The 23276-nt window shown below is 57.1% G+C and carries 19 protein-coding genes and 3 pseudogenes; 2 read left to right on the forward strand and 20 right to left on the reverse strand.

What is annotated here, in order from left to right; translation table 11 throughout:
- Positions 1 to 6: 6 nt before the first annotated feature.
- Genes arsJ through AC1965_RS12300 form a run of 3 tightly spaced genes read right to left on the reverse strand, consistent with a single transcriptional unit; the run spans position 7 to position 3116 of the window.
- Positions 7 to 1269 carry an organoarsenical effux MFS transporter ArsJ gene (gene arsJ / locus AC1965_RS12290; RefSeq protein ID WP_483884162.1) on the reverse strand — a complete coding sequence of 421 codons (1263 nt, stop codon included), beginning with the start codon at positions 1267 to 1269 and terminating at the stop codon, positions 7 to 9.
- A complete protein-coding gene (locus AC1965_RS12295) occupies positions 1266 to 2267 on the reverse strand; it encodes an ArsJ-associated glyceraldehyde-3-phosphate dehydrogenase (protein ID WP_483884163.1) in 1002 nt (333 codons plus the stop codon). Before AC1965_RS12295 ends, arsJ begins: the two co-directional genes overlap by 4 nt.
- Positions 2268 to 2273: 6 nt before the next feature.
- Positions 2274 to 3116, reverse strand: a complete 843-nt coding sequence (locus AC1965_RS12300) for an arsenate reductase/protein-tyrosine-phosphatase family protein (RefSeq protein WP_483884164.1) — start codon at positions 3114 to 3116, stop codon at positions 2274 to 2276.
- Between the two features lie 285 nt (positions 3117 to 3401).
- On the opposite strand from AC1965_RS12300, the gene AC1965_RS12305 reads away from it, so the two are divergent.
- Positions 3402 to 3683 (forward strand): hypothetical protein, encoded by a 282-nt coding sequence (locus AC1965_RS12305; RefSeq protein ID WP_483884165.1) that lies wholly within the window; start codon positions 3402 to 3404, stop codon positions 3681 to 3683.
- A gap of 122 nt (positions 3684 to 3805) precedes the next feature.
- On the opposite strand, the pseudogene AC1965_RS12310 reads toward AC1965_RS12305, so the two are convergent.
- Positions 3806 to 4358, reverse strand: a pseudogene (locus AC1965_RS12310) (IS5 family transposase); the annotation flags it as partial.
- A gap of 89 nt (positions 4359 to 4447) precedes the next feature.
- Between AC1965_RS12310 and AC1965_RS12315 the strand changes: the two are divergent.
- A pseudogene (locus AC1965_RS12315) lies at positions 4448 to 5319 on the forward strand (integrase core domain-containing protein); the annotation flags it as partial.
- 188 nt (positions 5320 to 5507) lie between these two features.
- Here the strand turns inward: AC1965_RS12315 and AC1965_RS12320 are convergent.
- From AC1965_RS12320 to AC1965_RS12395, 16 genes and pseudogenes are all read right to left on the reverse strand, one after another.
- Entirely contained in the window at positions 5508 to 6620 is a 1113-nt protein-coding gene (locus AC1965_RS12320) for an S-(hydroxymethyl)glutathione dehydrogenase/class III alcohol dehydrogenase (RefSeq protein WP_483887036.1), read from the reverse strand.
- Positions 6621 to 6636: 16 nt separating this feature from the next.
- On the reverse strand, positions 6637 to 7815 hold the full coding sequence (locus AC1965_RS12325) for a cytochrome-c peroxidase (protein ID WP_483884166.1): 1179 nt from the start codon (positions 7813 to 7815) through the stop codon (positions 6637 to 6639).
- Between the two features lie 72 nt (positions 7816 to 7887).
- The gene (locus tag AC1965_RS12330) at positions 7888 to 8586 is read right to left on the reverse strand and encodes an SCO family protein (RefSeq protein ID WP_483884167.1); all 699 of its coding nucleotides are present in this window, start codon (positions 8584 to 8586) and stop codon (positions 7888 to 7890) included.
- Between the two features lie 100 nt (positions 8587 to 8686).
- Positions 8687 to 9997 (reverse strand): methanethiol oxidase, encoded by a 1311-nt coding sequence (mtoX, locus tag AC1965_RS12335; RefSeq protein WP_483884168.1) that lies wholly within the window; start codon positions 9995 to 9997, stop codon positions 8687 to 8689.
- Positions 9998 to 10038: 41 nt separating this feature from the next.
- A complete protein-coding gene (locus AC1965_RS12340; RefSeq protein WP_483884169.1) occupies positions 10039 to 10845 on the reverse strand; it encodes an IclR family transcriptional regulator in 807 nt (268 codons plus the stop codon).
- 66 nt (positions 10846 to 10911) lie between these two features.
- A pseudogene (locus AC1965_RS12345) lies at positions 10912 to 11023 on the reverse strand (IS6 family transposase); the annotation flags it as partial.
- A 79-nt stretch (positions 11024 to 11102) separates the two neighbouring features.
- On the reverse strand, positions 11103 to 12149 hold the full coding sequence (locus AC1965_RS12350; RefSeq protein ID WP_483884170.1) for a siderophore-interacting protein: 1047 nt from the start codon (positions 12147 to 12149) through the stop codon (positions 11103 to 11105).
- Between the two features lie 69 nt (positions 12150 to 12218).
- Positions 12219 to 14315 (reverse strand): TonB-dependent siderophore receptor, encoded by a 2097-nt coding sequence (locus AC1965_RS12355; RefSeq protein WP_483884171.1) that lies wholly within the window; start codon positions 14313 to 14315, stop codon positions 12219 to 12221.
- A 97-nt stretch (positions 14316 to 14412) separates the two neighbouring features.
- A complete protein-coding gene (locus tag AC1965_RS12360; RefSeq protein WP_483884172.1) occupies positions 14413 to 15237 on the reverse strand; it encodes an ABC transporter ATP-binding protein in 825 nt (274 codons plus the stop codon).
- Positions 15234 to 16268 carry a FecCD family ABC transporter permease gene (locus tag AC1965_RS12365; RefSeq protein ID WP_483884173.1) on the reverse strand — a complete coding sequence of 345 codons (1035 nt, stop codon included), beginning with the start codon at positions 16266 to 16268 and terminating at the stop codon, positions 15234 to 15236. Before AC1965_RS12365 ends, AC1965_RS12360 begins: the two co-directional genes overlap by 4 nt.
- Entirely contained in the window at positions 16265 to 17266 is a 1002-nt protein-coding gene (locus AC1965_RS12370; RefSeq protein WP_483884174.1) for a FecCD family ABC transporter permease, read from the reverse strand. The genes AC1965_RS12365 and AC1965_RS12370 overlap by 4 nt, the downstream gene beginning before the upstream one ends.
- The gene (locus AC1965_RS12375) at positions 17263 to 18234 is read right to left on the reverse strand and encodes an ABC transporter substrate-binding protein (RefSeq protein ID WP_483884175.1); all 972 of its coding nucleotides are present in this window, start codon (positions 18232 to 18234) and stop codon (positions 17263 to 17265) included. The genes AC1965_RS12370 and AC1965_RS12375 overlap by 4 nt, the downstream gene beginning before the upstream one ends.
- Before the next feature lie 993 nt (positions 18235 to 19227).
- Positions 19228 to 19830 carry an ANTAR domain-containing response regulator gene (locus AC1965_RS12380; protein WP_483884176.1) on the reverse strand — a complete coding sequence of 201 codons (603 nt, stop codon included), beginning with the start codon at positions 19828 to 19830 and terminating at the stop codon, positions 19228 to 19230.
- A 3-nt stretch (positions 19831 to 19833) separates the two neighbouring features.
- The gene (locus AC1965_RS12385) at positions 19834 to 20994 is read right to left on the reverse strand and encodes a transporter substrate-binding domain-containing protein (RefSeq protein WP_483884177.1); all 1161 of its coding nucleotides are present in this window, start codon (positions 20992 to 20994) and stop codon (positions 19834 to 19836) included.
- Between the two features lie 15 nt (positions 20995 to 21009).
- Positions 21010 to 22131: an AAA family ATPase gene (locus tag AC1965_RS12390; protein ID WP_483884178.1), complete on the reverse strand. Its 1122-nt coding sequence runs from the start codon at positions 22129 to 22131 to the stop codon at positions 21010 to 21012.
- 75 nt (positions 22132 to 22206) lie between these two features.
- Complete coding sequence (locus tag AC1965_RS12395; RefSeq protein WP_483887037.1) at positions 22207 to 23250, reverse strand: aliphatic amidase; 1044 nt, start codon at positions 23248 to 23250, stop codon at positions 22207 to 22209.
- Positions 23251 to 23276: the final 26 nt, after the last annotated feature.

Below are 23276 nucleotides of genomic sequence, written 5' to 3' on the forward strand. Positions count from 1 at the left end.
TCGATCCTATGCAGCCCGCGCGCCCGGCGCAACGGCCAGCTGTGTCGTGGCCAGCCAGCTTGCCGCGATCATCACCGCCGCCGTCCCAAGGCACAGTGGCAGCCCGCCCAGTTGATAGGTCAGCCCCGACAGGACCGTGCCCAGCAGCCGCCCCGCAGCATTTGCCATGTAATAAAATCCGACATCCATCGTCACCCGCCTGGCATCGGTAAAGCTTAGGATCAGGAAGGAATGCAGCGACGAATTGACGGCAAAGACGGCGCCAAAGATCAACAACCCCAAGACGACAGCGCCCGTCAGCAAGGGCGAGGGTTCGGCCATGATCCACACCAGCCCCGCCAGCACGGCGGGTACAATTATCAACCCGCCAACCCAGCGGCGTGCCTGCGACAGCAATTCACCTGGGCCCCGTGACGCCGCGCGCAAAATTTGCGGCGCCCAGCCCTGCACCACACCGTAAAGGATGGTCCAGACGGCCATGAACGTCCCGATCATGAAAAAAGCCGCGCGGTTGCCGTCGTGGCTGCCATCCGACAGCACGGCATAGAAATAGATCGGGATACCCACAACAAACCACACATCACGCGCGCCGAATAGGAACAGCCGGGCTACGCTCAACCAATTGATATCTCTGTTCTTTGACAGAACTTCTGAGAATTTGGCCTCCTTGCGACCGACAGGAAGCCCCGCGGGCATACCGACCAGCACAGCCACGAGGATGACAAACAAGATCGCGGCCATTGTCAGTACCGAGGGCACAAATCCAAAGACACCCAGCACCACCGCCCCCAGCAGAAACCCCAGCCCTTTCACGGCGTTCTTGGACCCGGTCAGCACCGCAACCCACCTGAACAGCCCCGCATCCTCTGCCGGGGCAAGAATTTTCACCGCACTTTTCGAACTCATCTTGGCCAGATCCTTGGCCACGCCGGACAGCCCCTGCACCAGCATGACAAAGGCCACCGAGGCGGTGATGCCCCAGCCCGGATCAAGCTGCGCAAGGGCCAGAAGCGCCACGATCTGCAACATCAGCCCGGCATAGAGCGTTGAGGCGAGGCCAAAACGTGCGGCGATCCAACCTGCCGACAGATTGGTCACCACCCCCGCAACCTCATAGAGCACAAAGAGATAGGCCAATTGCACAGGGGAAAACCCGAGCGTGTGAAAGTGCAGCAGCACCAGCATCCGCAAGGCCCCATCGGTCAGCATGAACGCCCAATAGGCAGCCGTTACAGTGACATAGGCGCTGAACCCGGCCGGGCGCGTCACAGCGCGCCGCCCACCATCAGCGCCACGTCTACCAACCGGTGCGCATAGCCGTATTCATTGTCGTACCACGCATAGACCTTTACCTGCGTGCTATTCACGACCATCGTCGAGGGGGCATCGATGATGCTGCTGCGCGTGTCATTGGTATAGTCCGACGACACCAGCGGACGTGTTTCATAGCCCAAGATGCCCTTCAGCGGCCCGTCCTCGGCAGCGGCTTTGAACAGCGCATTTACCTCCTCCACCGTGGTGTCGCGGGCCATCTCGAAAACGCAATCCGTGATCGAGGCGTTCAACAGCGGCACGCGCACGGCGTGGCCATTCAGCTTGCCCGCGAGTTCGGGATAGATCAGCGTGATCGCCGTAGCAGAGCCGGTTGTGGTCGGTATCAGGTTGGTCAGCGCCGAGCGCGCGCGACGCATGTCCTTGGCCGGGCGGTCGACGATGGTCTGGGTGTTGGTCACGTCGTGGATGGTTGTGATCGATCCGTGTTTGATCCCAATCCCGTCAAGCAGGACCTTGACCACCGGGGCAAGGCAATTCGTCGTACAGCTGGCCGCCGTGACGATGTGGTGGCTGGCAGGGTCGTAGATTTCATCATTCACGCCGTAGACGATATTTGCGGTTGGTCCGTCCTTGACGGGGGCAGATACGATGACCTTTTTGACCCCCGCCGCAAAATACGGGGCCAACTTGGCCTCGGTCTTGAACGCGCCGGTGCAATCTATCACCACGTCAACGCCTGCCAGGGGCAAATCCTCCAGAGCGCGGCTGCTTGTCACCGGAATGCGAATTCCGTCGATGGTGATGGAACGATCATCCGATGCGAAATCCGCCGCCCACCGCCCGTGGATGGAATCAAACTCCAACAGATGCGCGTGCATTTCGGGGTCGCCAACCGCGTCGTTGATAAAGGCGATTTTCGCCCCTCGTTCCGATAAGGGACGAAGCGCGAGTTTACCAATGCGGCCAAGGCCATTGAGGGCGTAGGTGGTCATGTTGGTCTATTCCTGTGTCGCAGTTAATGTGCCAATCGCGTCGATGCGCCGTTGCAGCGAAGCGCCGTCTAGCGTTTGCAACGGCAGGGCGGTGAAGGCGCTGATCCTGTTGTGCAACGCTCCGTAGGTCTGATGAAAAGCCAGACGTTTTTCAGCGTCGGTGCCTTCGGTCTTTACCGGGTCCGGCATCCCCCAGTGCCCCGACACCGGCTGCCCCGGCCAAGGCGGGCAATCCTCGTTTGCGGCGCGGTCGCAGACGGTAAAGACAAAGTCCATGCGCGGGGCGTCGGGGGCCTGAAACGCCGCGATATTCTTGGCGTGCAGTTGCGATACGTCGTGGCCTTTTGCCACAAGCATTTCCACGGCAAAAGGGTTCAGCGCCGAGCGCTGCGCGGTCCCCGCAGAGTGGCCATTAAAGACCCCCCTTCCCAGATCGCGCAGGATGGTTTCGGCGATGATTGAGCGGGCGGAATTGCCGGTACAGACAAAGAGCACGTTCAGCTTTTCCCGCGCGCGCGGCGCGGCGGCGTTGAGCAGATCAGCAAGCTGCGGCGGACATAAATCCGCCCGCCCGCCGCAGCAGTCGAAAAACAACTCGTCGACTACCGCGCGGGTCGCATCAAGATTGATGGCGTATAGCAAACGGGTCCCGTCGCGCCGCTGAGTAATCAGGTCCGCCTGCGTCAGGGCCGCCAGATAGACCGACGCGGTGCTTGCCTTGAGACCCAATGCCAGGGCAATTTCACCCGCTGGCACCGCATCCGGGCAGCGGCGCATGAGCAGTCGAAACACTCCCATCCGTTGTGGATGACTGAGCGTCGCCAAGCGGTTGATCAACATTGATTCCATATTTCATGGATATTTAAAATATAGTCGCCCTGTCAAGAGTAATTCCTAAATCACGGTCGTCACACAAAGAGGGTGAGGCGATACGAGGAAAACCTGTCGTCTGCGTGACGACCCGCTAAGTCTGCGCGCCGACCCGCCAGCCCGGATTAGGCAAGCGTCGGGTGAAAACACGCACATCAAGTCACTGTTGATGCGCTTTGAATGATATAGGCGGATAAAATGCCCCTTTCCCACCGCCCTGCTTTGCAGCATCAATGGCGTCTTCACTCCTTAAAGGATCCAGCCATGACAAACTCAGACGACAGCGCAGTAAAAGTTCACTATATCTGCCAGACATATGTCGAAAAGCTGCCCCGGGTTGGTGAGCAGGTAAGTTTGAAAATCGACAAGCAATTTCAATACTCCACTGCATCGGAGGCCCAGAACCGGGCCGAACGAGAAGCCCGGTCCGAAACCTGCCTTGGTGCCGATGCCTACATGGTGAGCGAGGATCCAAGCTCTGGCGAGGTTGGCCCGCCGAGTTTTCTGGTCAGGCTCGGTGATGTCCCGGAAATCGACGATTTCTAAGGTTTCTGGGATTGCTGGGCTTTGTTGCACAAATCGGCCATATCTCTAACTTCCCCGTACCTCAGACCGATTTAGCCGACGGCTTCGTTGCGGGCTCGCGCTCTGGGCGTATCCTGCTTTCACATCTTGGCAGTTTTGCGCGGCGGGGTGACCGCATGGGCATTGCGTGCTGCAATCGCATCATGGCATTTGCGCGTATCTCCAGCGTTTCCGCGTCGATCCCTAGGTCTACCTTGCGCCACAAGCAGCGTTTGGGGCCACCATGCTTGCGAGCATTCCATTCCCCCTCACCCTCGGCCTTGATGCCGGTGCTATCCACAAGCAGGTGCAGCGGCCCCGCCGCCCCCTCATGTGGAATGGCAACGGATAATGATCTTAGGCGGCGACACAGAGTACTGAAGTCCGGCACCGACCAGTCCAATCCGCCACGTTTCAGCAGGTTCTCAACAAAACCAGTTGTTTACCGCAAGGGGTGACCAAACAGGACCTTCGGAGGCAGACAGGTTTGAATGGCAGCATCACTACAGGCTTGCTGCCATCCTCGTCGACCGGACGGCGTTGCCTCCCAAACCATCTCCGCATCAAACCAGAACGACAGCGATCCCCGTTTCTTAAGCGAAGATTATACTCTGCCCAGTTCCGCATTTTGTACGTCGTCGGTGTCCAGCTACTCATATCGGCCTGCTGCTACGCTGGGTTCATGTCGTTGAGCCTCCCCCTTTGAAGTGCTCCGCCCCTATAGTTCGGAAAGCCGAGGACCAGAGATGGCGATTAAGAGACCTAAGCCTGACGAGATTGTCGCGAAGTTACGGCAGGTTGAAGTTCTGATGGGGCAAGGCATGCGCCGGATTGATGCGATCCGGCAGATCAGTGTGACTGAACAAACCTCCTACCGTTGGAAGAAGAAGTACGGTGGAATGGGCACGGAACAGCTCAAGGAACTGAAGCGGCTACAGAAAGAGAACGAGCGCCTTCGGCGTGCGGTTTCTGACCTTACATTGGACAAGCTGATCCTAAAGGAGGCCGCATCGGGAAACTTCTGAGCCCATCGCGTCGGCGGGCCTGCATTGACCGCGTGCGCAGTCGGTTCAAGGTTTCTGAACGACGGGTTTGCCGCGTTCTGGGCCAGCACCGGTCCACACAACGTCGATGGCCGCCAAAACAGGTGCATCTTGTGCGACAATAATCGCGGTCATAGTCGGCCTCCTTTACAGTGTGGTTTGTGCAAAACCACTGTAGGGACCTGAGATTTGGCAATGACCACCTGCAGCGCTGTTTGAGGGCTGCGCTGGTGGCCATAGCCTCTCAATCAGCGTTATTCCGAATGTGTTATGGCCCTGAGTTCATCGCTGAGGCCGTCAGGGAATGGATTAAGACAGTTGGAGCAAAGACTGCATATATCGAACCAGGATCGCCCCTCTCGGGACATCGCCATGCGATGCCCTGCCGGGCAGTGCATCGGAGAACGGCTACTGCGAAATATTCAATGGACGGATGCGAGACGAATTTCTCAACGGCGAAATCTTCTACTCGCTGCGGGATGCCCAAATTTTTATCAAAAAGATGGAGGAACCACTACAACACCGAACGACCCCAAAGTGCATTGGGCTATCGCCCACCGGCACCAGAGGCCATCGTGCCGATGGGCCAAAGGCCAATCATGCACTAACTTTCAATTTGGACCACTCATGTGAGGCTGCTCAGCAGCGGATACCGCGGCCCCTTAACTCTTTTTGGTCTTATCTATTCCTCGGGGGGTCTCGGGGGGCAGACAGCCCCCCGGCTCTACGTCAAATGGGGGGCAACAGCCCCCGCGCGCGCCGCTCAAAACTCGACAACCGCGCGGATCGACTTGCCCTGATGCATCAACTCAAAGCCTTCGTTGATCTGATCCAAGGTCAGCTTATGCGTGATCATCGGATCGATCTCAATCTTGCCGTTCATGTACCAATCGACAATCTTTGGCACATCCGTGCGCCCCTTGGCCCCACCAAAGGCCGTGCCACGCCAGACGCGCCCGGTGACCAGTTGAAACGGCCGGGTTGAGATTTCGGCCCCCGCCGCCGCCACCCCGATGATGATGCTTTCGCCCCAGCCCTTATGCGCCGCCTCAAGTGCTGTGCGCATGACCTTTGTGTTGCCGGTGGCATCAAATGTGTAGTCGGCCCCGCCTTTGGTCAGTTCCACCAGATGCGCCACCAGATCGCCGTCAACGTTTGAAGGGTTCACGAAATCGGTCATGCCGAAATAGGTGCCGATTTCGGCCTTGTCGTCATTCAGATCGACGCCCACGATCTGATCCGCCCCGGCAAGCCGCAGCCCCTGAATGACGTTGAGGCCAATGCCGCCCAGCCCAAAGACCACACAGCGCGCGCCGATCTCGACTTTGGCGGTGTTGATCACCGCGCCAATGCCGGTGGTAACACCGCAGCCGATGTAGCAGATTTTATCAAAAGGCGCGTCCTTGCGCACCTTGGCCAGTGCAATCTCAGGCACGACCGTGTGGTTGGCAAAGGTCGAGCAGCCCATGTAGTGATGGATCGGCGTGCCATCCAGCATCGAAAACCGGGTGGTGCCATCGGGCAGCAGGCCCTGGCCTTGGGTGATGCGGATTTTCTGGCAGAGGTTGGTCTTGCCCGACAGGCAATACTCGCACTCACGACATTCCGGCGTGTAAAGCGGGATCACGTGATCGCCCGGTTCCAGCGTGGTCACGCCCTCGCCCACCTCCAGCACCACACCGGCCCCCTCATGGCCGAGGATCGCGGGAAAAATGCCTTCGGGATCATCGCCCGAGCGGGTAAATTCGTCGGTGTGACACAGGCCGGTTGCCTTGATCTCAACCAAAACCTCACCGCGTTTAGGCCCCTCTAGGTTCACCTCCATGATCTCAAGCGGTTGTCCGGCGGCAACGGCGACAGCGGCGCGGGTTTTCATCATCTTTAGGTCCTTTTCAGTTATTTTTCGGGCGGAGACTGCGCGCTTCTGCTGCCAGACAATCCAGATCAGGCGACGTCAGACTATTCAGAAATGCTTCCAAATCATCAATATTGGCCTCTGATAAACCCAAAGGCGCAATCAGAGGTGATTGTTCAGGATGGCCCGGACCACCCATATTGTAAAAATCAAGGACAGCGCGAAGCGTGTTCAACGCACCGTCATGCATATAGGGGCCTGTCATAGCTACGTTGCGCAAATTCGGTGTCCGGAACTTCCAGCGATCCGCCGGATCTTCGGTCACTTCATAGCGCCCCAGATCAGCCTCAAGCGGCGCGCTCACCGATTTCACACGGGCAAAATCAACATCTACGAATACGTCCGGCGCCAATTGTACCGTAACGCTTTCAGGCGGATGTTGCCGCTTTTGTTCACGCATGAAACCGTACCCTGTATCGTGCAGGGATTGATCGGTGAACAACGAAAAATCATCCGCCACTGTATGGCAAACTGCGCAATTAGCCTCGCCCATAAACAGATCAAAGCCACGTTTGACATCATCCTGCACCGCCTCCGCTATGCCGGCGAAATACCAATGATCAAATGGGCTGTTCCCGGCAATCAGGCTGCGTTGATAGGCGGCCAATGCTTGCCCGATGCGATCAAGAGATGCTTTCGCACCAAAAGCGGCGTCGAAATGATCAAGGTAATCCTGATCCCTGTTCAGAAACGACACAACCCAACCGACCGAAGGATTTGCCATTTCGTTACGTGCCACCATGGGCGCTATGAATTGCGTTTCAAGTGCCGGGTCACGCCCGTCATGAAACAGGGGGGCAAGAAACCCGACGTTGAGCAAAGATGGGGCATTGCGCTTTCCGCTACGACCCTCGACACCTACCGCGCGTTGCAGCTCCCATGTGGTAAAGCCCTGTTCGGGCACGTGGCACATGGCGCATGACATGGTGCCGTTGATCGACAGACGCCGATCGAAAAACAGCTCGCGGCCCAGTTCAATTTTTTCAATTGTAGGCGGGTTGTCCTCAGGGTGAACCATGGGTGGCAACCCCAATTGTGGCTCCATGCTCCGGCTGAGCGCCTTTTGCGCCCAATCCGCATCGCCCGCATGTTCGCAGTTTTGGGGCGCGATTTTATGATCTGTCCCATCTCGCGGCGTGTCGTAGGAATCGGCCATAGCGGCCGTCGCCCCGCAAGTCACGACACCAACGCCGAACAACAGGGTTTTCGCCCAAGACAGACAGGCCACTTAAAGCAAACCTTCTTCTAGCAGCAGCGTTTCGACATCGCCCATCAACAGCCGTGGATCAATCAGCCCCAAACCATAGATATTTCGGATCTGACCCTCGCGATCGACCAGATAGATGCGCAACAGATGGCTGATCTGCTCTTGGTCAGTTGACCGGTCCACAACCTGCCCGAACCCTTCGAGTATCGGGTTCAGAGCCGCCTGCCCCGAAGTCGTCAGCACATGCCAGTCAAGCTTTCTGCTGGCCGTGTCGCTTTGAGTGATGGGATAGGCGAATGCCTCAATCGCTTCGACCGTGTCACGCTCGGGGTCAAAGCTGATTGTCATCAATTGGACGTTTTCATGCAGCCCCGGAATTTTGGCGCTGGTGTCGTGAATATCAAACAACGTCGACATCGCCAGCGGACAGCCGTTGATATCCCCGCAGTTCAAGTAAACAAAGCTGACAAGTGATACCTTGTCTTGCAACAAGTCAGACAGTTTCCGGCTGTTGCCGTGGATATCAAGCACCCTGCCCTCAGGTGCCTTCTTGATTACATTCAAGGCATAGCTACCCGGTTGGGGTGGTTCAAACTGGAAGGCGTCGTTGTGTTCAAAGGCAGATGAAAATGGTTCAATCTTCTGGCGTTTTTCTGTGTCGCCAAATGCACCCAGTTGCCAGCCCGCGGTCGCGGACACGGCGACAACAAGAAACGACATTGATAAAAGGGCGAGACGCATCGCACACCTGCTTTGTGGTATGTTTCAGGAACGGGCCAGACCGCCCGAGGGCGATCCAGCGATTTATGTGGCTGTCGGATTAGCTGTACAGCGCCGCGCTGCCAAAGCGCATGATGTGCGCGCGGCCCAGCTGGGCTTCGTAGAAGTCGATCTCAAAATCGTCGATCAACGCGCTACCATCCCATTTGTAGGCTTTGACATATTGCGCGTCATCCGCGCCCTTCTTGTCCCAATTGCCCAAAAGCGATGACGTGAAATAGACTCTTTCACCATCCCAGCTTTGGCTGACCATATTAACCTGTGGCGCGATCTTCTTTTCATAAATCTGCTTGGGGTTATGCGGGTCGGACACATCGAACAGGCGTGTCATTCCGTCCATAAAGCTGTTTATCCACAGGGTTTGATCGTTCGCGGCGATGGAAATATCCACTGGCAATGGAATATCCGCCGGATTGCCGATATCGGCAACTTCCTTGGCCTGCCATTCTCCGGCATCGTCTTCGTAAATCAGCCAAAGCTTAGATGTCAGTGCAGTCGTCGAAAACGCATAGTTCGCGTTTGGCCCCCAGGGAAAACGGATCTCCAGTGGGGCACCGGGTACGTTGAACACTTTCTTGGGCTGGCGCGTGTGAAGATCCCATTGCACGATCGTATTGCCAAAGCGTTTCATCGCTTCGGGGTCTTGCAGCATCTGACCGAAATCCATCATGTAATTCGACCACCCGGTGAACGACGAGGTCAGCATGATGTTCTTGCGGATCAGCGCGCGAATATCATAGCCGTAGCCATCAGCGACAGCATCGCCCACCGCGACGGCGCCCTGCATGTCGTCCTCGGTTGGCATCCAGTAGGTGGCGATATATTCGCCGTCGTCGTTGTACTCGACCAACGCGGTACGCCCGCCGTGGTCTTCATCATTGCTTAGGCCGGTAATCATCATGCGGCCGGGAAGTGCAAAGAACGTGTGCGGCCCGACGACACCACCTGAATCCTTGACGAAGGTCTCAATGGTCTTGTGCAATGTGGGATTGCTGGGGTCGGTGTGAACGTCGAAAATAAACACCCGGTTGGTATCCAATCCACCGGCCCAGAAATACCGCCGATCCGCGCTAAAGCCGCCGTGGTGCGCCTCGTTGCGGCCGCCAACTGATACAGAGTTGATAATCTGCCCGCGCGTGTCTGATCCGGGCCGCACATCAACAGTGACAAGCTTGTCCTGCTCGTCACCCATACCTTCGACACCCAGTGTCCAGATATAGATATACTCCTCATGGCCTGTGATCATCGGCATGTAGGGCGATTGGCAAGTTTCATCCGCCGATGCGTTAAATGGCATCACGCCAAGCGCTAAGGCCGATGTGGCCAATGCTCCGAATTCTCGTCTATTCATGACTTCCTCCCTGTCATTTTTCATTTAGTCTCGTACGATCGTTATCCTTGTAAACTGCGGGTAGCCCCCGGTGTTTCGACATCGGGAAACTCTGGCTTCACATCCAGAACCGAACAATGCTGCAGTGCCGCCGCCGCACGAAGCGCCTGATCGGTCAGAACGGGCAGCAATCTGTTCTGGATTTGCGGTGCAATTCTCGCCGTTGGCCCCACCACGCCAATGCTGAACACCGACCCGATGCGATCTATGTGAATGGGGACAGCAACGCTGGTTACCCCTTCGTCAATCTCACCGTTACACACCGCATAGCCGTATCGGCGCACTTGCTTAAGCTCTCTTTGTAGCGTTTCAGCGTCGGTAATCGTATTGGATGTAAAGCGAACCGGGGCGGCATCGAGCAAATCAAGCTGCAAATCAGCGGCAAGATGCGCCGCAATTGCCTTGCCAGAAGAACAGGCATGAACCGGACGTGGCCCGAGGCCCGGATAGATATACGATACGGCCGGATCACTGGGCGTTTCGATAGCAATAATGTCCACGCGCCCACCGCGATACCGGGCAAAAAATGCCGTCTCGCCAAGATCACCCGCCATCTTCTGCATCATCGCCGACACAGCGCGGATGACATGGCTGTCTGCCTTACCGGTCAAAGCGATGCGGACAAACCGCATGCCAAGCACGTATCGCCCGTTTTCGACCTCGTCGAGAAAGCCACATTCCACCAACGCCGCTACATTTCTGTAAATCGTCGGCTTTGGCAGGCCCGTCATTGCCGTCAGTTCACGAACACTAACTGGCGCAGGAGCACCTGTGATTGCCTCGAGTAGTTTGATGAGTCTTTCTTGCATATGATTCTCATCATTCGGAATATTTTATCACATTTCAAGATATTTTATGCATCTCCTCCAATACTCAAGGTCACCCACGTCTTGATAAGAGAGCGGATAGCGCAAATACCAACGCACCGCGCAAAAGGATCAGGTCACGAGAGAAGCGAAGGTGTTTGAACGGAACTTCGCGCGGCATACCTCACCTGAAAACCCCGAAAACCGGCGAGACTAGTGGATTAACGCACCAGTCTGTTCGTTCGATTTTTGGGGATAGCTCACGAAGTTCTGCGCCAATATGCTGTGCAGACCTGCTTGGTCTTGTCGAGGCTCAGGTCATTTTTAAAATACTTACGCAGCTGCTGCGCGTTCGCGAATTCACCCGCAAAAAATGCATACCCGATGTCTGTTGTCGTAAGAGCTTGCGCATACTCGAGAATGGTTGCCTCGAATCTATCCGGGGCAACTGTATGAACGTGCAGTTTGGTTTGCGGCAAGTAATCGTGATGCGAAACACCCGCAGGCAGAGCGATGACGACATCACCCACCGCGTCACGGGGCAGCCGGGACATCAACTGTGCAACAGCAGGCAGGCCGGTGCCATCAGCGGCCAGAAAATAGCTCGCGGCCTCAGGCAGCGCGGTGATACCTACCGGCCCCATAGCGCCGATTTGTTGACCTGATCGCGCCTGCTGGGCCCAGCGGGAAATCAGACCGGAGCGATGGCGCACCACGTCGACTTCAACCTCTTCGGTCTCGGGGCGGATGTCTTTAAGTGTCAAATATCGCGCGTGAAGCGCGTTATCACCCGTGGGCCAGACCGGCGCGCCGTTGGCTCCCATCACCGGCCAGATTGCCGCGCGTGTGGGATCGCACGGCAAGATCAGTCGCACGTGCAACCCTTCGGTCTGTAACCTGGCTATATCGGGATACTGTAGGGTAACCCGCTGCATGCCCTTGAACAGAAGCGTGCTGTTCAGCACGGTTAGCAGGCGAAAATTACGCGGTAAGATGCCAACCTCTTGGGCGACACCTTCCCAGCGGATGGTTTGCGCCACTTCGGGGCTGAGCGCCGCGATATGCTGCACCATACCTTCCTTGGAAAACTGCATAGCGTTTTCGCCCGGCGCCCCAAGGGTGACATCAAGTGCGCGCTGCCGCAGGGCAAATTCCACCCGGTAGCCGTCCTGCTCGAACACATGGGCCCCTTCTCCATCGGCGCGAAAACCCATGCCGTGATCATCGCGGAGATGCGACAGTATTTGCGACAGCATATCTTGCGGCGCATCGAGCAAGAGGGTGGTCTTGGCTGAGGCAGTGATCATGACGATCCCTTTGCGGCTGCTGGGAAAAGCAAAAAAACGCGGCGCGCGAGGGACGCACCGCGTTTAGGCTCACCAGCTATGCGAGAGTTTCACGGTGACTTCACGGCCAGGGCTGTAAAAGTCTGCGTAGAATCCACCATAGGACGTGTGCTTTTCGTCAAATAGGTTGGTGACATTGGCTGAGAGCGACGTCTGCGCGGAGAGGTCGTAGGTCACCGCTGCATCTACCACGACAAAACTGCCGGTATCGCCCGTGGCGTTGCTGTCGCTGTAAAAATATCCGCCGTTGAACCGCGCCCCTAGACCAACGGTCAGGTCGCCCCGACCGACATTATCCCAGGTCCGGCTGGCCCAGATCGAGGCCACATTTTCCGACACCAGACCGGGCCGATTGCCGACATTGCCCGATGTGCCGTTCTCTTTGATCTCGGCGTCAAGGTAGCTGTAGGCTGCGGTGAAAGTATAAGCGCCCATCTCGGCCTTGGCTTCCAGATCCAGCCCACGCACCCCAATCTCCCCAATCGTTTCTGGCAAGTTGGTCACCGGGTTAGTGCGCGTGATGTTGGATTTCGACAGGTCATATACTGACGCTGTCAGCAGGGCATTGGTGCCTGCCGGTTGCCACTTGGTGCCCAGTTCAAACTGCTCACCCTCTTCCGGCTCTACGCCAAATCCTGCTGGCACGACGGATTGCGCATAGCTGCCGAAGATCGACACATCTGGTGTGATCTTGTAGCTCAGGCCGATCCGCCCGGTGGTCTCGCTGATGTCATTTGTCTGCACGGTATTGCTAAGATTGTTGTTCTGGGTGACATCGATCCAGTCATGCCGCAGTCCGAAAGACGCAATCAGACGTTCGTTCCAGTTCAACTCTTGTTGGACATAGATCGCCTTACCTTCCGTCTCGGTATCAAGATCAGCAAAGATCGGCACGCTGGCCGGGCGGCCCGTATAAACCGGGGTGTCGCGGTCCACCGAAGGCGCAGGCCCCCAGAAACGCTGATTGGATTCATCTGACCAGGAGAATTCGATCCCTGCCGTGGTTATGCTGGCCGCCCCCGCAAAAAAGCTCTCGTATGTTAGATGCATGTCGGTGATGAAGCTTTTGCCGGTGCTGTCGCTGGCAAAGAACGCGCGGTCGACTGTCGCATCGGCGGGTGTGCCATCGCTGACATAGGCATAGCCGAAGTCAGAGGCGCTGTCGCTATAGCGTAGGGTCCCTGCAAAGCTCAGCCCATTGCCGAAATCATGCGCGCCTAGTAGCGATACCGTCGTCCGTTCGGTGCCGCGATAATTGTAGTCCGGTTCGCCATAAAAGACATCACCGCGGTCAAAGTCACCGCCTGCCGGAAAGCCACCGCTACCCGGCACAGAGTCGCGGTTCAGGTGGTCGACGACAACGGTCAGTTCGGACGCGTCCGATGGCCTCCAGGTCAACCCGCCCATAGCGAAAAGTTCGTCATTCTCGGAATAGGGATATTCAAGCTCACCGTTACGCAACAGCCCGGTGAAGCGATAGCTTAGTGTGTCGGCCTCATCCAGTTTGTCACCAAAATCGACTCCGGTCTCGAGACTGCTGAAGGAATCGATCGAGGTGTAAACGCTGCCAAACCGCTCTGCACGGGGTCTCTTTGTGACGTAATTCACAGACCCGCCTGGATCCGAAACGCCAAAAGTAGATGAGGACGCACCTCTGATCACTTCGACACGTTCGAAAGCAAAAGGTTCCTCGCGCAAGCTGCCAAAGTTCGCCCCGAGGCTCAGCCCATCGCGATAGGTGTAGGCATCGAACCCGCGCAGGATGAAATAGTCGAACCGATCATCTGCACCGTAGCTGTTGGTGGTGACACCGGCGGTATAGTTCAGCACTTGTTCGACATTCGTGGCGCCACGCGCCTCGATGTCGCGGCTGGTGATCACGGAAACGCTTGCAGGAATGTCGAGAATTTTCCCTGACAACTTGCCACCTGAGCTTAACTCGGTCGCGACGATGGATTGGGCGTCCGCTGCGCCGGAATTTTGTTCGGCGACATCCAGGAATACATCATCAAGTTGAAAGCGGTCCTGCGCAATCGCAGTGCCTGATGCAAGCGTCGTGCAGCACAACAAAACTGATTTGAAAGAGCCGCGCCCAATGCGACGATAGCTTACGGGGGATACGGACATAGCGGGCTCCAGATGACATAGTGAAATACTCAGGTATTTCTTAGCTATAGATTTTCCAGGTGGCCAGACATATTCCGACTAATTTACTAAACTATTTTCATGCAGCCTGTTCTGGGTTTTTTGTGACTGTCCTGTGCCGCCCGATCGGTATCATCGCCGGCGTTTGTGATACCGGGTCTACGACGATGCGGCAGGTCAGCCCAAAGACAGAATGCACGAGTTCTTCGGTGAGGATTTCAGCAGGAGGGCCTTCGGCGTGAATGCCACAATCGGCCAATGCGACCAGGTTATCGGCATATCGCGCCGCAAGGTTTAAATCGTGCAGCACCATCACAATCGTTGTGCCATGATGGGTATTTAGATCAATCAATAGATCCAGAACTTCGATTTGGTGCGCGACATCGAGGAACGTCGTCGGTTCATCCAGCAAAAGAAGGTCCGTTTCCTGCGCCAAAGCCATCGCAATCCATACGCGCTGTCGCTGCCCCCCGGACAGGGTATCGAGTTCGCGATCTGCCAGCGTGTCTGTACTTGTAATGGTCAGCGCCTCAGACACGGCGCGATCATCGGCGGCGGACCAGCGCGAAAACAATCCGTGGTGCGGGTGCCTTCCCCGTCCGACTAGGTCAGCAACCGTGATGCCTTCTGGTGCTATGGGCGACTGCGGCAGCAGGCCCATCATCTGCGCCAACTTGCGCGACGGCATTTGATGAACGGACTGTCCATCCAATAGGACGCACCCAGATTTGGCAGGCAATATCCGCGACAGAGTGCGCAGCAGTGTGGATTTCCCCGAGGCATTACCCCCAACAATCGCTGTGATACGCCCCGCCGGAACAACAAGTGAGACATCCTTCAGGATTACGCGCTTTTCATAGCCAGCGCTGAGATCATGTGTTTCGAGACGACGTTCGCGGGTCACATGGAGCCCCCATTTTTGTTGGCATGGACAATAAGATACAAAAGGAAGGGTGCGCCTACGGCCCCCGTGACGACCCCCACCGGCAAACGAGACGGCAACAAGAACTGGCCGGTGAAATCTCCTGCAAGGACCAGCACCGCACCAATCAGCCCTGCCGCTGCCAACAAACCCTTTGAGCCGCGAAGCAGACGCGCGGCGATCGGGCCGGACAGGAATGCCACAAAAGCGATAGGACCTGTGGCTGCTGTCGCAAAGGCCACAAGGCCGACTGCCGCCAACGAAACTCGGAGCCGCGTGGCGTCAGCACGTACCCCCAAGGCCTCGGCGGTGTCATCGCCAAGGCGCAATACCTCAAGATCGCGGGCGGTCATCGCCAGCAACCCACCAAAGAACAACAGCGACGCCGCAACGGGCAGCACCTGAGACAGCTGGGCCCCATTCAGGCTGCCGGTTAGCCAACGCATGGCGTCGGCTCGGTCCCATGCCGGTGCTTCCAGCAGCACATAAGCGGTGACGCTGTCCAGCATGGCCGAGACACCGATGCCGATGAGGATCAGCCGCGCCCCGGCGGCACCGCGTCGCGAAGATAAGCCCCAGATCAACGTGGCCACACCGAGCCCCGCACCAACCGCAACAACCGACACAATCCATCCGTCGAAGGAAAGAATTACGATGGCAAATACCGCCGCCGCCCCGGCGCTGGCGCTGATCCCGATAATGTCGGGGCTGGCCAGCGGGTTGCGGAGCATGACCTGAAACGCCACTCCACCCAACCCAAAGCTAAGCCCTGCAAGCAGCCCCAACACAGCACGTGGAAGTCGTAACTCGGAAATCACAAAAGAAGCGCCGGCTTCGGACCGCCCCAGCAACGACGCGAGAACGTCAGGCGGCGCAGTACAGCCGCGCCCGCAACTGAGCGTGAGCCATGTCAACGCCGCAACCGAGGCCACCAATATGGCGAGCACTCCGACGCGACGCAGCTTCAGCCGATACCGGCCGGGGGCGACGGTAATGCTGGCTGCTCCTATCATAGCCCCCGCATCCTGCGGTTCCGGACCGTCCAGATAAAGAAGGGCGCACCCACAAATGCTGTGACGATGCCCACATCCAACTCGTTGGGGCGCGCAACGACCCGGCCAAGCACGTCAGCAAATCCAAGCAGGCTGGCCCCGGCGAGTGCCGACATCGGCAGCACGAATTTATAATCAGTGCCGACCAGCATGCGGCAAAGATGCGGCACCACCAACCCGACAAAACCGATTGGCCCACAAAGCGCCGTAGCCGAGCCGCACAAGATGATGGCCCCCGCAGCCGCGACGAGACGGCCCAAAACGACATTCTGCCCCAATCCCGCAGCCAGCTCCTCGCCCAGTGCCAGCGCATTCAGGATGCGCGCAGAGGCCAGGCTCAGGATCAGCCCGGCAGCAAAGAATGGTAAGGCAGGCAGGAATGTCTCAAAGCTTGCCCCGCCTACCCCGCCGACCTGCCAGGACTGGACACTGCCCGCGATGTCGTTGCGCGGCAGCACCACCGCGATGATAAAGGCTGTCACCGCAACCGACGTTGCCGTTCCCGCCAAGGTGAGCTTGAGCGGTGTCGCCCCACCCTGCCCGATTGAACCTATCACGTAGACAAACAAGGCTGTCAGCGCGGCCCCGGCAATGCCCAACCACAAAAAGGTCGCCGCACCGCTGATATCGAACCAGGCGATCCCCGTAACGACGAACAAGGCCGCCCCTGCATTGACGCCCAAGATACCCGGATCGGCCAGTGGGTTGCGGCTGATACCTTGCATAATGGCGCCCGCAAGCCCAAGCGCGGCCCCGGCCAAGACGGCCAGCGCGGTGCGTGGCATCCGGACCGCCACGGCCGCCGCGCCAATGCTTTCGACCTGACTAGTCACTCCGGCCCAGACCTCGACCCAGGTCACACTGCGCGCGCCAACCGTCAGTGACAGGCCTGTCATCAACAACAAAAGTCCGATCACCGCAACAATACCTGCGGTACGCTGCGGGCGATGGGATGTCATTCGTTGCCGCGCGTTGCAGCTTTGCTCAGCTGATTAAGGTAATCATCCAGCACGTAGTCGATCGACAGCGGGGTTGGATTCGCCGCCGTGCCCATCGGATCATTGGCCAACAGCACAACAGATCCGCGTGCCACTGCCGGAAACCGTGCAATCAGAGGGTTTTTCGAAAGTTCATCCAGACGCACTTGGTCGCCATAGGTCACCACGACGTCAACGTCGTCAAACAGGTCGATCCGCTCGGCGCTGACACGTCCCGAATATTTCCCGGCTTCGCTGGCCTCGCGGACCGCCTGCGGGGTGTCCATTCCGAGATCTGTTAGAAACTGAACGCGCTGGTCAGCGGCGGCGTAAAAACCAATAGTGCTCAGATCGCGCGGATCCAGATGGGTGACAAACATGCCGGTTTTCCCGGCCAGTTCAGGGTGCGCCGCGCGGGCCGCCGCAATCCGCTCTTCAACCTGCGCAACCATCGCATCCCCCTCGGCCAACATGCCCAGCCCCGCTGCGTTCTGTCGTATCATTTCACGCCAGGTGGTGGTCCAGGCGGCGTCTGGATAGGCAATAACCGGCGCGATGCGGCTGAGCGTGTCATAGTCGGTCTGGGACAGACCGGAATATGCCGCCAGAATGATGTCGGGCTGAGTGCTGGCCACCGCTTCAAAATCGATGCCGTCGCCCTCGTCAAAAAGCACAGGCGTTTGCGCACCCAGCTCAACCAGCTTGTTGGTGACCCAAGGCAGCAACCCATCGCCATCGTCATCGCCCCAAGATGCACGCGCAAAGCCGACCGGCACTATACCCAAGGCGAGGGGCACTTCATGGTTTGCCCAACCAACCGAAGCCACCCGCGCGGGACGTTCCGTGATCACAGTTTCTCCAAAAGCATGTTCAACCCTGACCGGGAATTCCTCTGCCACAGACGCAGTCGCAAAGAGGAATAGGCAGAGAAATGGCAGTGGTCTGAGCATGGCGTCTTCCTATTCCGATTCTTTTAGTCAACTATTGCGTGATATGTCGCCGCTGAACCGAATGCAACACTGTGAACTCTTTGATTTTCGTGCGAGGCGTGACCTTAGCGTCCCTCGACACTGACCGAGAAACGCCACTGCGCGCCGGGGGGCGGGGATGGAAACGGTGCTGCTTGTCGGACAAGGGCAAGCGCGGCATCATCCGCGCCGCAGAGCCGGAGCCGCGGGTGATCCCAGCCTGAGCCAACTGACCGTTCTGAGCTATAGAAAAGCTTATGCCCGTTGTGCCATTGGACTTCACGCGCGGCTTTCCTGCACGTGCGACGCGCTGCATCACCTTGCCGGGATAGTTGCTTACCGCTGCACCGCGCGAGTTGGCGGCAGCCGTGTTTCTCTGGCCCGAGCTGGTTGTTTTAGTGGCGTCTCCTGCACTTGGCGTTCCTTGGTATTGTTACGCGCAGCATTGCCCCGCGGTACCTTCGGCTTGGCCTGTGTAGCCTGAGCTGTACGCTCCGCCACGGTCATTTTATGCGCATGTTCTGCCAGCTTGGAATCCTTGCGAAGCAGCAGATTGGGTTCGGCATCCTATGACGTGTTCAAAGGCCGACTTGGTTACACAATGTGCGTCGCAGAAACCTTTTTGCTTGTGCGGAGGGGTGCTGCGTGAGCGATTTACGAGTAAGCATAGGGTCGGAAAATCTTGTGCTGTAGACCGCAGCGAATGACTGATTTCCGCCGCCTGACAGAGCCGGACATAAAACGCACAAGTTTTCGCAGTTGCGGCGAAAGACGGGGTTTTCGGCCTGGCCGACCTTAGTGTGTACCGCAGCGAAGGACCGCTCTCCGCCCTTGGTGTCGACCGACATGAACGGCCCATTCGGCTCCCGAATTACGTTCAAATTATGCGATGCGGCTTCCGCAAAGCTGACGTTCCCGCGACGCAGGCTATGTCAAATGGACCTACCCACTGATCGGGAGAGGGGACGAGATATTTCAGTCGTCGCCAAGGTTGCGTAGAATCCCATCAGCATTGATAATTGACTGAGCAATCTCAAACGTCGTCGTTCTTTTGGCCATAGCTTGCTTACGAATGACGGCGTAGGCTCCTTGTTCGTCAATCCCGTGATGCCGCATCAGGATAAACTTCGCGTCGTTGACCTTTTGCATGTTGCCTAGGCGATCGCGCAACTTGGACAGGTCTTTCTTAAATCTGATCTGTTCTGCCCAGTAACGCCTCGCCATGAGCATACTGCTGAGAACACCGGATGCACGCATCGGTTTTGTAAGCAAAGCGTGGGCACCGATCTCGAAGATCGATTCCAGCGTGGAAGGGTTCTCATAGCCGATCACAGCAATCACTGTCGGCGGCTCGTGTCCACTGCTGTTAAGGAAGGACTTGATGCGACTGGTTGGCTGATCCGTGACATCAATGAACACAAGATCGAATTTTTTTTGCAGGACCTCAGGCAACGGCCACGCGTTCTCGAAATTGCATCCAATCCGATTGACCTGCTGTAGCAGGTCGTCCGCGCTGCGGTCTCTTTGATGGACGACCAATGTGTGGAGGTCCCTCAACTCCTGAATGAAATCACTCATGTATCATAGCCTTGTTTGGATCACCTTCTGTGTCCTGAAGCTGCGGTCATGAATCTCAGGATACACCAGATAGGGATCGGGCTTGATAGAGCGGCGTAGTTTGTTTTCGATGACGAATTCGCCATCCACATCGACCCGTGCGATGCGCGATTGAAGGTACGTGTGGTTGTTGTCAGGGTCGATCTTGATCTGCCCTTGCGGGGCATCAAACGTCTGGCCCAGCAAAGCATCGTGCAGGCTCTCGGTATCCATCTCGCCAACCTCTTCAAGAACGGCGGCAAACATATGCATCTGGCTGTAAGCCGCCTCACAACAACTGGTCACGTCGCTAACGGTACCGAACTTCTCTTTGTAAGCCTTCAAGAACTTGCGGTTGGCAGGTGAGTTGATCGTGCGGAAATACGGCGCGGCAGTAATATGCCCCACAGCGGCCTCCGGGCCAATCGCGGCTATTTCGGCCTCGTTCGTAGTAAGACTACCAATCGGACATATGCGTCCATCGCCGCCAGCTGCATGATAGGCGCGATAGAAATCGATGCACATTTGTCCTACGACAGTCGAGAAAATCGCATCAGGCTTCATATCCACGATCTCACGAGCGATATCGGCAAACCCCACTGCGTCCGTGTCAAAGCCAAGGTAGTGCTCACCCAGAATTTCGCCGCCGCCTTGGCGTAGCACGTTTCGCATCACTCGGTTTGACTCGCGCGGGTAAATATAATCGGACCCTACAAAATAGATGCGCTTGCCAAACGTGTTCATCAGATAATTTGCCAAAGGCACGCTGTTCTGGTTGGGCGTCGCGCCGCCGTAGATCACGTTAGGCGAATATTCGAATCCTTCATAGAGAGTAGGGTAGAAAAACAGTGCGTTTCGCCGCTCGACGACCGGCAAAACCTCCTTGCGTGAGGACGACATGTAACAGCCGAACAGCGCCGTGATCTTGTCATCGACGATGAGCTTTTCTGCCATTTCGCCGTAGTTGGACACGATTGAGCCGGGATTGTAGCTAACCGGTTCGATCATGCGCCCCCGCACACCTCCGCGCATGTTGATTTCGTCAATTGCAAGAAGAGTGCCATTGAGCTGTGATTGCTCGATGATCGCCGTCACACCCGACGTCGAAAAGAGCATTCCAATTTTCCAGCTATCCTGCTTATTCACTACATCTATCCCTTTTCAAACATGCCCAAAGACGATTTTGTCAGCGTTCAGCCATGCGATCAGCCTGATTGAACTACCTCCTTCGGACATATCTTCCTTCATACCCGGTTCCAGCAGAAAGGTCGCCAGTGGAAACTCCAGATGCCGCCGCATGGCGCGCCTCAGTCCGCGAGCGCCGAAGCGCTTGTCATATCCCTGCTCGGCCAAGTATCCGCGCACGGCATCGTCGATGCTAATAACGACGTCATGTTTGCGCAACCTTCGATTGAGACCCTCCATCTCGACATCGACAAGCTCGGGCATCGTGTCACGACCCAGCCAGTTGAACGTGTCGACATGATCGATACGGTTCACGAATTCGGGTGGAAAACGATCCAGCAAACACGTCATCACGATATCCTGCGCGCGCGTGCGCCGATCCTTGACCTGCCGTTTGAACCTCGACAACAGTCCGGTCCGTCCCTCCTCCAGCTCCATCAATTCGCGTGCGCCAAGATTGGATGACATGAAGATGATCGCGTTTCGGAACGAATAGGTCCGCTCACCGGAGGCTACCGTAAGCAAGCCGTTGTCAAATACATTGAGCAGCGCCAGAACCACCTCGTTGCTGGCCTTTTCCAGTTCGTCCAGCAACACAATACCGGGCAAATTGCGGGTGCCTTCAATCTTTTCCGCGTTAAGAATGGTGGTCCCTTCTTTTGAGCCCACGTAGCCTGGAGGCGCGCCGGTGAAAGAGGCAGCGTAATGTTCCTGCGCCAGCGTATTCATGTCGATCCGGCACATGGCATCCGCGTCGCCATAAAGTGCGCGCGCAACCGTGCGCACTGTTTCCGTCTTACCAACGCCGGTGGGGCCGCAGAACAAAAGCGACGCCAGCGGCTTGCGTGGATCTCCGATATCGGCCCGCACCACTTTGAGAATTTCAAGCAATTCTTCAATCGCTCTATCCTGCCCGATGATTGAGCTGCGCAGCTCACGCTCAACCACGCCCATGTCGAAGGAAAATCGTGAGTTCAGGATACGGCCCCCCTCTGTGCATTTGGAGTGGCTAATCTCGCGGGTGTTTTCATCCGCCAGCGCACGATTGGTTTGCGCCTCACGTTGGGTCGCCTGTATGCGGTCGCTCAGAAACGGCATTGAAGATCCTCGGGATAATGTCGGTGGTAACGCAGCGCGCAAACGGCGCTGCGTCAGAGGTTTGTTGCCAGGTCGTCAACCGGCCTCTTTTTCCTTAGCGCCCGTTGGCAGATTTCCGACTGGACATTGCGCCGTGCCGATGGTTTCGCGGGTGATCTTATGAACATCCTCGCGGGTCTTTTCGGCGTCGTTGACCCAGTTGCGGTAGAATTCAAACGGGCAATCTGCCACTCCGAGATCGCCATCGCCTGATGCGTGGACCCCGGTATAACCACGATGCAGCAGCTTGAAGAGGTGGTTCTGCGACTGGTCGTTCGCCCGCGCGTCACGGATCTGGGATAGTGACATCTGAGCATATTGGATGCCCATTTCCTCGGTCCCGCATTCGCCTAACGTTCTCCCGTCGAAACCGATCAATGCGGAGTGACCGAAATAGCAGTAGACCCCGTCGAAGCCCGCCGCGTTGGCAACCGCCACATAGCAGTTGTTTGCCCACGCCATCGCCTTGGACATGATGATTTGCTGTTCCTTGGCTGGGTACATGTAGCCCTGACACCGCACAATCAGTTCGGCCCCCTTCATCGCGCAGTCGCGCCAGATTTCGGGGTAGTTGCCGTCATCGCAGATGATCAGACTGACTTTCATCCCCTTCGGGCCTTCGGCGACGAAGGTTTCTCCGCCCGGGCACCAGCCCTCGATCGGGCACCATGGAAGGATCTTACGGTACTTCTGTACGATCTCGCCTTTGTTGTTCATTAGAATGAGGGTGTTGTAGGGGTTCTTTTTCGGATGTTCCTCGTGGCGTTCTCCGGTGATCGAAAACACGCCCCACACATTGGCCTTGCGACAGGCACGGGCGAAAACTTCGGTCTCGTCGCCGGGAATGCTGGCGGCGGTCTCCATCATCTCGTCAGGGTCGTACATGATGCCCTGGGTGCTGTACTCGGGGAAGATCACCAGATCCATCCCAGGCAGGCCCTGTTTCATGCCAATGACCATTTCGGCGATCTTCTCGGCGTTTTCTAACACTTCTGCCTTGGTGTGCAGGCGCGGCATCTTGTAGTTTACGACCGCAACGCCAACGGTGTCGTCGCTGCTCGAAATATCTCCATGTCTCATTTCCTGTCCTTTCATATTGACCGGGT

It is taken from the genome of Sulfitobacter sp. KMM 9851, from assembly GCF_057178245.1.